Raw genomic sequence first — 11146 nt, 5'->3', positions numbered from 1 at the left:
ATGCTAAATCTTTTGAGGGATTCAAAAACAGAATATTATCTAAGATTACGGCTATGACGGTCATTCAATATATAAACATATTTGAATTCAACAGAAATATCAATAACCTAAAAATCAATATTGCCTAAATGCACAACGGGTGTATAGAGGTTAAATTTATACGTCTGTAACGTATACGTTTAGGTAGCGAACGTATATTTTTACGTATCGATACGTAAACGGATATAGTATTAAGAGTATTATAAGTATTAAGAAATTATATCCGTGTATTTGTAGCTGAAATAGTATTAAGTATCAAGAAGAAACTCTTCTATATGTCACTAATTCACAAATTAGCAGAAAGGAATTATAGATTTGTGAATTAGTGGCTTAAATTAATAGAAATGAAAATCTTGTTATTCTTCAATATTCTGATTGTTACTTTTTTTGGTACGTGGGAAAAACTGTTTTAATTCGGTTAGCTTTTCAGAGTATCCACTGTCTTGGGCATTCTTTTTATACTGTGTATAGTTATAATCTATTAAAGAATCTTGGAAATTATCATAATCGTGAAGCTTTTTGGTACTCTCCAACTGATATACCACACTAGAAAGCGATTGTATTTGACTTTCTAAAAATGCACGCATATCATAATCTGCTCTAAACTCAACCCAATCCACATCTGGCGACCGCAAGCTAGGACTCTCATCAGAATAAGATTTAACCTTATTAACAAAAAGCTTATTTACCTCATTAATAGATCCGTATTTTAAACGTTCTTCCTCATTTAAAGCTGCTACTTTCCCTTCTATTAACGCCATCAAACTGTTAACTCCATTACGGATTTCTACTCTGTCTTCCTCAGAAAACTTACTTTGAATTACATTTTTCATATCTAAATATTATTAAATTAATACTAACTGTAATGTAGTAAATAATGCTAATTAACTAGATTTTTTACGAAATTGTTTTTGAATTGATAAAAGGAGGAGGAAGGGGGTGCAGTTTTACCCATACACTTTAAATTAAACCCGAAATATGCATTAGGATTCGTAGTGAAGGTTTACTTAGGAATTCAAAAAAACATCCTTTGATAATTCAGTATATTTAGATGATTATATAAATAAATTTAGCTATGAAAGAAATATATGGAAAAAAAGTAGTCCAAAATATTCAGAAATGATTATGGAAATATATGAGCAGTTTGATGATAGCTTACCTGAAAAATGGACAACAGTACAGGTGTTTGAAATATGTATAGAAGCATGGAATTTAGCCTTAAAGAAAGGAGTTATTGGAGATAAAATGTTTAAAGATATGCTTAGCAGGCATAAACAAGGGAAAGTTGTAAACAAAATGATAAATTATAAAAATAAACATTTTAAAGAATTCTCAATTGTTGATTTCAGTACAACTAATAACATACTGCAAATTAAAAGTCAACCTCCAGAAGAATATTTTAAAAATATGATTATAAATAGCTTGGTAACTATTAAAAAAGGAAAGAAATAACAATAGAACTTTATAATAAAGATTTTGGATTGCACTATAATGCTGATTTTTCTTTTAAAAGTTTTCTTGCAAAGCTTCTTATACTACAGTTAATGGAACACTTTTTATGAGACGACGTAGGAGGGAAGCATAATGTGTGTGGAATGGGAATTAACTGTTATATAGCTTATTTACATTGCTTTTGTATGTTTGTCCAATAGGAATTCTATGCTCGTTTATTAAAATACGATTACCTTCTATAAATTTAATTTTATCTGTAGCTACAAGAAACGATTTATGAACTCTTAAAAAATTATCTTTCTTTAAAATAGATTCGTAGTACGATATTTTTTCGTGACTAATAATCATTTCGTTCTTTAAAAAAAGTTTGGTGTAGTTACCATAAGCTTCAATATATAGCAAATCATTCAAATCTATTTGATGGTGTTTTTTATCACCTTTTACAAAGAATCTCATAGAAGTTTTAGAAGCAACTTCTTTTGTAATAGTTTTTAAAGCCTGGGATTCAGAAACTTTATTTACAGCTTTTACTAATCGATCTAAACTAAAAGGCTTTAAAATATAATCTACAACGTTTAATTCAAAACCTTCAATTGCATGTTCTTTATAAGCCGTTGTAACTATGGTTTTTGGAGGATTTGATAATGTTTTTAAAAAATCTAAACCTTTTAATTTAGGCATATTAATATCCAAAAACATAAAATCGACAGTATTTTCATTTAGATACTGCATGGCATCCATAGCGCTGTAACAATTTTTTTCTAATTGTAAATGCGGTAACATACTACAAAACTCTTCAATTATTTCATGAGCCAACGGTTCGTCATCAATAATTATATACTTAAGCATGTTTAGCAATCTTTAAGGTTGTTATATATAGATTGTTTGACACATCAACTTTTAACTCATGTTTGTTTTTATATAATAAAGATAATCTTCTTTTTAAATTTTGTAAGCCTATTCCCTTTGATAAACTAATTTCATTGGGATCAAAATTATTTTCAATTGAAAAAATAATAAAATCTGTTTCTTCATTTAAGTTAATATGTACAAAAGCGTTTTCAGCTAAAGTTTCAATTCCATGTTTAAAGGCATTTTCTAAAAGAATAATGTACAACAAAGGTGCAATAGTTAAACTGGTATCCACATCATGATTAAACGTAATCTCTACAGATTTTTTATAACGTATTTTATGTAATTCAATGTAATTGTTTAAATATTCTATTTCGTCTTTAATCTTTACCATGTCCTTTTCACCTTCATAAATAGTATAACGCATCATATCAGATAATTTTAAAATGACTTCTGGTGCTTTTTCAGATTGTTTTACGGTTAAGGCATACAAGTTATTTAGGGTATTGAAGAAAAAATGAGGATTTATCTGCGTTCTTAAAAGTGAAAGTTCAGTTTTAGATTTTTCAGCTTTTAAATTTCTAAACCATTTCCACTGTTCGTACACCCAAACGAAAAATAATACCGGAATGGGTAAAAAGAACACGTAAAATGGAAACTCTTTTTTAATTTCTAAATAGGCTTCTAAACCACCAGAAAATAACCTTAAATAAAGAAAATATATAAATAGTGGTATATAAATAAGCGCAATGAGTTTCCAATATTTATTTATAAATGTAGGAATCAGTAAATACACAACACCAATCCAAAACCCCATTAATAGTATAAAAGTCACTGGATTATCTGGCATATCCATCAAAGTATCTACACCTAATGCTACGATAAAAACAACAATCAGCACTATAACCTTAAGTATGGTAGCACCTTTACGCTTTAAATAGTTATAATTATGAATAGGCAATGCTATGACCCACCACCAAAACAGTGTAATTAATATTACTTCAAGTGGCTCATCTTCAGGAATATTTATAACACCAAAATAATCCAACATATAAAATATAGGTATAATAATTAGTGCTATTAAAAAGGCTCTGTTTTTTTTGATGTACTCAACCATACAGCAAAAGTAAGTATGTAATCATGTATTAACAAGAAAGTTGGTAGACACTACTAAAATTAACACCAACACTATAATTTTTAGCATGAAATAGGATTCATACAGCTTTTCATGTTTTTTGACTTCATATAATCAGCTTACATCATATAAATTATAAAGGAGGCTTTCTTCAATTTATGTTTGTCTCAAATTAAAACTAAAATAGCACATCAATTACAAATCGACAGATATGAATACATTACAAATCAATAATTTAAGCAAGATCTATCCTAATGGCGTTAAGGCATTAAACGACATTAATTTGGAAATCACCGATGGCATGTTTGGATTATTAGGCGCAAATGGAGCTGGCAAGTCTTCCTTAATGCGAACCATTGCATCACTACAAGAACCAACTTCAGGAAGTATTTCTTTTAACGATTCTGATATCATAAAAAAGCCTGAACATGTTAGACAGCATTTGGGTTATTTACCTCAAGAGTTTGGTGTATATCCTAAAATTTCAGCAGAAAAATTACTCAATCATTTGGCGATTTTAAAAGGTATAGTAGACAAAAAACAGCGTAAGAACCAGGTAACAGCCTTGTTACAGCAAGTGAATCTCTATCAACACAGAAAAAAATCGGTATATACCTTTTCTGGAGGCATGCGTCAACGCTTTGGGATTGCACAAGCCTTATTAGGAAATCCGCAAGTAATTATTGTGGATGAGCCAACAGCTGGTTTAGATCCTGAAGAAAGCAATCGATTTTTGAATTTATTGAGCGAAATAGGGGAGAACGTTATTGTTATTTTATCGACACATATTGTTGAAGATGTTAGAAACTTGTGTCCTAAAATGGCCATATTATCTAATGGTGAAATTATTTCTGAAGGAAACCCAAAAGATTTAGTGACGAGTATTGAAGGCAAAATATGGACAAAGATAGTACCTAAAAAAGACATTGAAGTATACAAAAACACCTTTGATGTTATCTCAACAAAATTAGTTGCAGGTGACACCCAAATTAGAGTATTGTCTGATAAAAAACCAGAAGAAGGTTTTCAATTAATTACTCCCAATTTAGAAGATTTTTATTTCACTACACTTTTTAATAATCCAACAAAAAAACAATAAGTTATGTTTACGCAATTATTAAAATTTGAAGTTTTTTATCAAGTAAAACAGCGCGCATTCCCCATATTTGCCATCTTATTTTTATTCTTGGGAATTTTTGTTGGTAGGCAAGGGTTTGCACCAACTGGAGTTGATTATAATTCAGTTTATCAAGTATATTTTCATACAAGTTTATTTACATTAGGGAGTGTATTTATTATCATGTTCTTTGCCATTAGTGCCATGCTTCGCGATAAGCAGCACAATATGGAATTGCTTATTTACAGTTCTTCTATACAAAAGGCATATTACTTTTGGAGCCGGTTTTTAGGTACATTTATATTTAGCATTTTAGCTTTTACGCCATTTATTTTAGGCTATATCTTAGGAAACTATTTTTCTGATTTGGATGTAGAACGTTTAGGTGATTTTCAATTACTGACCTATGTTCAACCATGGCTATACATTGTTGTACCAAATCTATTTATATGTTCAGCGATCATATTTTCTGTAAGTGCCATAACAAAAAATAGTATAGCAACTTATGTAAGTGCCGTATTTGTTTACATGTTATATTTTATTTGTTCTCTATTTTTAAATTCGCCTTTATTAGCACAATCTATTCCCGCGTCACCAGAAGCTATGGCTTTTGCAGCAATTGCAGACCCTTTTGGTGTGGCTGCTTTTTTTGAGCAAACACAATATTGGACACCTTTTCAAAAAAACTCACAATTACTATCGTTTTCCGGATTGTTTTTATGGAATAGATTGATTTGGATAGTAGTTGGTTTGGGAATATTACTTGGAACCTACAGCTTATTTTCCTTTCGAAAAATCACTAAAAAAGTAAAAAAAGCTAAAAGATCTATAAACAAAAATACTCAATTAGTAGCTTATAAACCTTTACAGACAACACATAATTTTAAAGCACAGTATTTAGCCTTTTTCTCATTATTAAAAATAGAGTTAACTAGTGTTTTTAAAAGTTTACCATTTATAGCCGTATTAATTATGTGGTTAGCTATTGTGTTTTCAGAATTGTATAGTACCGTTATTAGTGGTGGAGAATATGGTGTAAGCCAATACCCATTTACAAATCAACTTATAAGTTTAATAGTAAATCCGTTAACGCTTTTCAGTCTCATTTTAATCATTTTTTATAGTGCCGAAATTGTTTGGAAAGAACATAGCCTAAACTTTAATCTAATTGTAGATGCGGTACCAACAAAAAATAGCGTGTTCTTTCTCTCTAAGTTCTTTGCCATTTTATTGTTACCAGTTATTCTAATTACCACTGGAATTATTACGTGTATGCTATTTCAGTTAAGTTTAAACTACACAAATTTTGAGTTTAATCTATACGCTTCTTTATTTTATCATTACGGATTACAACTTGCTGTATTCAGTATGATTGCCTTGTTTGTTAACAGTTTGGCAAAAAGTAAATATTTAGGCATGGGAATCTTCGGCTTGATTGTATTGGGAAGCCTAAAATCCAGCACTATTGGATTAGAACATCCATTAACAAGCCTTGGATTTATGCCACGAGTTTTCTATACAAACATGAATGGTTTTTATGGTGGTTTAAGACTATTCAATCATTTAGCTATGTATTGGTTATCCTTTGGATTGTTGCTGGTATTCGTCTCTTTTAAAATATGGAATAGAGGCGTAGTGGCTAACTTTTCAACGAAACTCAAGCAATTTATAAACGGTTATACAACTATTCAAAAGGTATCCTTTTCATTTTTAATTTTAGTGTTTATTGGTTTCGGAAGTCTGATTTTTTACAATATGAATATTGTTTCAGATTATGAAACCACAGCTGATAATTTAGATTTTAAAGAGCACTATGAAAAAAAGTTCAAACGGTATGAAGACTTAGTGCGACCATTTCCAACGTCAAGAAAAACGGAAGTTGCAATTTTTCCAGAGGAAAGGCATTATACCGTAACAGCGGATTATATATTGAAAAATGGAAATGTCAAACCCTTATCAAAGGTATTTGTAACAGAGCGCCTTCCGTTAGAGTCTATAACTATTGAAAACGCAAATTTAGTAACATACGACAGTATTTATGGCATTTATATATTTCACTTTAAAAAACCGTTACAACCCAATGATTCTGTACGCTATAATTTTGAATTGAAGCATAAGTTGAAGGGGTACGAAGTAGATAAAACGATTGTGAAAAACGGAACATATATTACGCATAGAGATTTTGAGCCTATGTTGGGTTACAGTTCTAGTCTAGAAATAACGAACAACATTGAACGTGAAAAACGTAATTTACCGAAACGTGAAAAAGAAAATAGTACAGACCAACATATTGCACTTGAAGATTTTAATAGTGAAAAAATAAACTTTGAAACCATTGTTTCTACAAGTATTAACCAGATGGCTTTGAGTTCTGGTAGCTTGGTAAAACAATGGTCAGAAAATAATAGGAACTATTTTCATTATAAAACCAAGAATAAAGTCATACCAATGATTGCCTATTTTTCAGCCTACTATAAAACCAAAAAAGTGGATTATAAAGGCATTTCTATAGAGCAATATTATGATGCAGCACATGCATTTAATATTGAAGACATTGAAAATAGTACCAAACAAACCATAGATTATTGTGAGGAAAACTTTGGAGACTATGCTTTTGACCATGTTAGAATAGCAGAAATTCCGTCACATTGGTCCTTTGGTGGATTTGCACACCCAGGAGTGATAAGTATGGTTGAAGACCGATTGTTTCTAGCAGATGTTAGAAATGATGAGACTTTCAATTTGGTTGCCAAAAGGACCATTCATGAAGTAGCACATCAATATTGGGGACATACCTTGTCTGCAAAACCAGTTGCAGGTGGATCTATTTTTGTAGAGGGCTTTGCAAAATATACCGAAGCCGTTGTCATGGAAAAAATGTATGGAAAAGCTGCTGTTTATGAGTTAAGCGAAAATGCAAGAAGGCGTTATTTTTCTGGTCGCTCGTTTGCAAGCGACCCGGAACCACCAGTTTATAAAGTTCTTGGTCAAGGCTATATTTCTTATGGAAAAGCTTTAAATGTTATGTTAGCATTGCGAGATCTTATTGGTGAGAATCAGCTTAACCAAGTTATAAAAGCCCTAACCGATAGACACCGAAGTAGTTCCAAATTAGAAGCAAATACCATTGAATTTTTAGAAATGATTTATCAAGAAACGCCAAAAGAATCCCATCATTTACTTGAAGATTGGTTTAAAAAAGTAATCACCTACGACTTAAGCATTGAGGAGAGTTCGTATATAGCATTAGAAAATGGAACTTATGAGATTATAGCGACTATAAAATCAAAGCGTTTTGAGACTTTAAGCAATGGAGAAATAATTGAAGTAGGAATTAATGAACCTGTTAAATTAGGAATATTCATAACACATCCTTCTTTAGTTAAAGATGATAGCTCTGTATTATACTATCAGTCGAAACAAATTAATAAAGAGATCACTGAAGTTAAGTTTATAGTAAATGAAATTCCTAATTATATTGCTATTGATCCTTATGGAACCCGATCTGATGAAAATTTAGTTGATAATATATTTAGATTTTAATAAAAGAAAGGTTAGCTTTTATTTTGGCGTTGGCAAGCGTTGGATAATTATTCGCTAATTATTATTGTTTTTTAAATGTGCTCATGAATGCTATGCATTTGTGTTATAAGTAAATTGTTAGAGCAATTTGATTTTATAAAACAATCGAGCGCTTGGTAGTGGCTATTTTACATTACGGCTAATTATAGATACATAATGTTTTAAAAAACTCTGCGAAGCAAACCGCTTAATAGTTTAATGACCCAAGTTCCTATTTATTCTTATGAAAACAAATGCTTCTGGGATATTTTACATAATACTACATTATAGCTATCAAATGGAAACAATGTCCTAAACAACATAGTGAACATTTGCACTATAATGTTCTGCGTTATGTAACTTGAGCTTTGGTTAAAAGCGAAAGTTCTTCTAAAGTTTATTGAAAAAATTTATACTCAAAAGTTTCTTCTGCAATGTTAATGGAATACTTTTTATGCGACGACGTAGGAGGGAAGCGTAATATGTATGAAATGTTAATATTAACGTAAATATCGTTTTTATTGAGCTAAATAAGGTTATTATTGTTATATTTATATATATTTACAACGAAAAAATCGTAATAAAATGTTATTAAGATATAATATATCTAATTTTCTTTCTTTTAATAATTCTACAGAATTTAATCTTTTTACTGGAGATTTTAGAAGATTTGATAACCACGTACACAAATATAAGAACATCGATATTCTGAAATTGTCCGCAATTTATGGAGCAAATGCTTCTGGAAAATCAAATTTGGTGGATTCCTTAGACTATCTAAGAAGTTGTGTAATGGAAGGAAAAGCTATAAAGTTTGAAAGTTCTATTTTTAAAAGTAACAAAGGTAAGCCTTCAAGCTTTGAAATTGAGTTTTTAACTAATGAGAAAATATACATCTATGGAGTAAAGGTATATAAAGGAGAAATTATCAATGAATATTTATACAATTCAAACATTGGTAAAGAAGATAAATTAATATTTGACAGAACTGTATCGAAGAAAGGTGTAAGTAAAATTGATATTAATGAAAGCCTTGTAAAAACTCAAAAAAGTAAGATTTTAAAAGAACATTATGAAAAGAAAGTGAAATCTGAAGAACTTTTTTTGTCAGAAATTAGCGAAATTGAATTAGGTAAATTATCTGTTGAAGCAGAAATCGTAACAGATTGGATTTTAAGCATGCAAATAATTTTCCCAAATTCTAAACCAAAATACCTATTAACGGAACTTATGGATAAGAATTCTTTTATGGATTTCACTAAAGATATGTTATGTAGTTTTGATACTGGAATAAAAGATTTACATATTAAATCTTTTGATTTGAAGAAGTATTTTGGAGAAGATGATAAGGATTTTACAGATGAAATAATTAGTGAATTAGAAAAAAACCTAGATTCTAATGTTCATTTAGGAGTGGATATGATTGCTACTTTAGAAAACAAAAAGGCAATATTAAAAAAACTATATATTGAACATACTGGTTTCGGGGTTGATAATTTATTTTCTTTAAGTGAAGAATCCGATGGTACTAAAAGGCTAATAGAGTTTATGTCAATGCTCTATAGTCTTATTGTTTCAGATGAATCCCCAAGCGTTTTTGTAATAGATGAAATAGGGCGTAGTATACACCCAAGTCTATTAAAAGGCTTTTTAACTAAATTATCAAGTGAAAAGGATATTAAAGGCCAATTAATTTTTACAACTCACGAATCAAATTTATTAGATTTAAATATGCTGAGACCAGATGAAATTTGGTTTGCAGAAAAAAATAAGAAAACAGGTAATACAGAGTTTAAAACTTTAGCTGAATTTAAGAAAATCCGAACTGATTTAGATATTAGAAAAGGTTACCTTAATAGGAGGTTTGGAGGTATTCCAATGCTTGCAAATTTTGAAGATTTAAACTGGACTGAGTATGCCTCCAATTAAAAAATCAAATAGAAAATACAAAAAAGATGAACCTTTCAGAGATGCAAGAAAGTTTATTCTAATTTGTGAAGGAGAAAGAGAAGCAAAATATTTCAATTATTTTGATAAAAAATCTCAAAAATTGATTGTAAAGACGATAGCACCAATTGGCTCTAATAAGGGGGAGTCAGCTCCAAATCATTTGAAAGATAGAGCTGCTGAATATGTTGAAGAAAATGGTTGGGAAAATGAGTTTGAGGATCAGTTGTGGTTTATTTTGGATATTGATAGGTGGGAAAGAGAAAGTATTGATGAATTATATCATTTAACACAAATAACATCAAGTTGGTTTATTGGAATCAGTAACCAATGTTTTGAAGTTTGGCTTTATTATCATAAAAGTGAGATTAAAATTGTTCCAGAAAATTCTACTCATATGAAACAATTACTAAGTGAACAGATTAATGGCGGATATAATTTAGATATTTATGCTCCTGATATTGAAACTGCTATAGTAAATGCAGAAAATATTGATGAAAATAAAGACGGATATTACCCTGATATTGGAGTTACAAAATTATATATTTTAGGCAAAGAAATCATAAAGTTATTAAAATATGAAGATGGCTTTTTAAAGGTATAACTCATATATTATTATGTAAAATAGAATCTCGATGTTTTATTCGGCCTCATAAAATTTTAGTCAAAACAATAGGCGAAAAGAGCGTCCATATTTTAGGGGTTTAGTAATACCTTTTCTTAAGAGTTTAAATTACACAAGGGATTTCAAAGCAATGTTAATGAGTTTCAATGTTTCCTAAAATATAGTGAATGAGCCGTTAATTGTTTCCAAAATTATATGCAGCCTTGAATTTTTGTTTCTTTTGTTTCAAGACAAAAGATAATGAAACATTAAAAAAAAGGATTAATTGAAGTTCTAAATATTACACTACTCCCCATCTGTAAGACAGTTTAAATATATATCTAATTATTTATGATGCTATTCTTTTTGTATTATAAATTTGATCAGGTGGTACTTTTCCTATTTCAGTATGCCTTCTTTTGGTGTTATAGAATTCAAT

General features: G+C 29.8%; 8 protein-coding genes and 1 pseudogene. 6 read left to right on the top strand and 3 right to left on the bottom strand.

Going from position 1 to position 11146, the window contains the following annotated elements:
• Positions 1-128, top strand: a pseudogene (locus tag AC13CQ_RS01335) (IS982 family transposase); the annotation flags it as partial.
• Between the two features lie 267 nt (positions 129-395).
• Here the strand turns inward: AC13CQ_RS01335 and AC13CQ_RS01330 are convergent.
• Entirely contained in the window at positions 396-872 is a 477-nt protein-coding gene (locus AC13CQ_RS01330; RefSeq protein ID WP_008614929.1) for a hypothetical protein, read from the bottom strand.
• A 286-nt stretch (positions 873-1158) separates the two neighbouring features.
• Here AC13CQ_RS01330 and AC13CQ_RS01325 point away from each other — a divergent pair, with 286 nt between their 5' ends.
• Positions 1159-1491 carry a hypothetical protein gene (locus tag AC13CQ_RS01325; RefSeq protein WP_008614926.1) on the top strand — a complete coding sequence of 111 codons (333 nt, stop codon included), beginning with the start codon at positions 1159-1161 and terminating at the stop codon, positions 1489-1491.
• A gap of 150 nt (positions 1492-1641) precedes the next feature.
• Here AC13CQ_RS01325 and AC13CQ_RS01320 read toward each other — a convergent pair whose 3' ends face one another.
• Together AC13CQ_RS01320 and AC13CQ_RS01315 are read right to left on the bottom strand one after the other, a co-directional pair.
• Positions 1642-2340 carry a LytR/AlgR family response regulator transcription factor gene (locus tag AC13CQ_RS01320; protein WP_008614924.1) on the bottom strand — a complete coding sequence of 233 codons (699 nt, stop codon included), beginning with the start codon at positions 2338-2340 and terminating at the stop codon, positions 1642-1644.
• Positions 2333-3460 carry a sensor histidine kinase gene (locus AC13CQ_RS01315; RefSeq protein WP_008614922.1) on the bottom strand — a complete coding sequence of 376 codons (1128 nt, stop codon included), beginning with the start codon at positions 3458-3460 and terminating at the stop codon, positions 2333-2335. Before AC13CQ_RS01315 ends, AC13CQ_RS01320 begins: the two co-directional genes overlap by 8 nt.
• A 229-nt stretch (positions 3461-3689) precedes the next feature.
• Between AC13CQ_RS01315 and AC13CQ_RS01310 the strand changes: the two genes are divergently transcribed.
• The 4 genes from AC13CQ_RS01310 (at position 3690) to AC13CQ_RS01295 (ending at position 10707) form a co-directional block, all read left to right on the top strand.
• Complete coding sequence (locus tag AC13CQ_RS01310) at positions 3690-4577, top strand: ABC transporter ATP-binding protein (protein ID WP_008614921.1); 888 nt, start codon at positions 3690-3692, stop codon at positions 4575-4577.
• A 3-nt stretch (positions 4578-4580) separates the two neighbouring features.
• A complete protein-coding gene (locus AC13CQ_RS01305) occupies positions 4581-8138 on the top strand; it encodes an ABC transporter permease/M1 family aminopeptidase (protein WP_474507528.1) in 3558 nt (1185 codons plus the stop codon).
• A gap of 603 nt (positions 8139-8741) precedes the next feature.
• Entirely contained in the window at positions 8742-10085 is a 1344-nt protein-coding gene (locus AC13CQ_RS01300; protein ID WP_008614919.1) for an AAA family ATPase, read from the top strand.
• On the top strand, positions 10072-10707 hold the full coding sequence (locus AC13CQ_RS01295; protein ID WP_008614918.1) for an RloB family protein: 636 nt from the start codon (positions 10072-10074) through the stop codon (positions 10705-10707). Before AC13CQ_RS01300 ends, AC13CQ_RS01295 begins: the two co-directional genes overlap by 14 nt.
• Positions 10708-11146 lie beyond the last annotated feature (439 nt).

The sequence above is a fragment of the Galbibacter sp. L-19 genome (assembly GCF_056857615.1).
Note: the sequence above shows the minus strand (reverse complement) of the source record. Positions and strands in the feature narration are given on the sequence as shown.

Bases quoted from the DNA above. Each gene is read 5' to 3' on its own strand.
- AC13CQ_RS01330 (WP_008614929.1), bottom strand. From the start codon at position 872: ATGAAAAATGTAATTCAAAGTAAGTTTTCTGAGGAAGACAGAGTAGAA.
- AC13CQ_RS01325 (WP_008614926.1), top strand. From the start codon at position 1,159: ATGATTATGGAAATATATGAGCAGTTTGATGATAGCTTACCTGAAAAA.
- AC13CQ_RS01320 (WP_008614924.1), bottom strand. From the start codon at position 2,340: ATGCTTAAGTATATAATTATTGATGACGAACCGTTGGCTCATGAAATA.
- AC13CQ_RS01315 (WP_008614922.1), bottom strand. From the start codon at position 3,460: ATGGTTGAGTACATCAAAAAAAACAGAGCCTTTTTAATAGCACTAATT.
- AC13CQ_RS01310 (WP_008614921.1), top strand. From the start codon at position 3,690: ATGAATACATTACAAATCAATAATTTAAGCAAGATCTATCCTAATGGC.
- AC13CQ_RS01305 (WP_474507528.1), top strand. From the start codon at position 4,581: ATGTTTACGCAATTATTAAAATTTGAAGTTTTTTATCAAGTAAAACAG.
- AC13CQ_RS01300 (WP_008614919.1), top strand. From the start codon at position 8,742: ATGTTATTAAGATATAATATATCTAATTTTCTTTCTTTTAATAATTCT.
- AC13CQ_RS01295 (WP_008614918.1), top strand. From the start codon at position 10,072: ATGCCTCCAATTAAAAAATCAAATAGAAAATACAAAAAAGATGAACCT.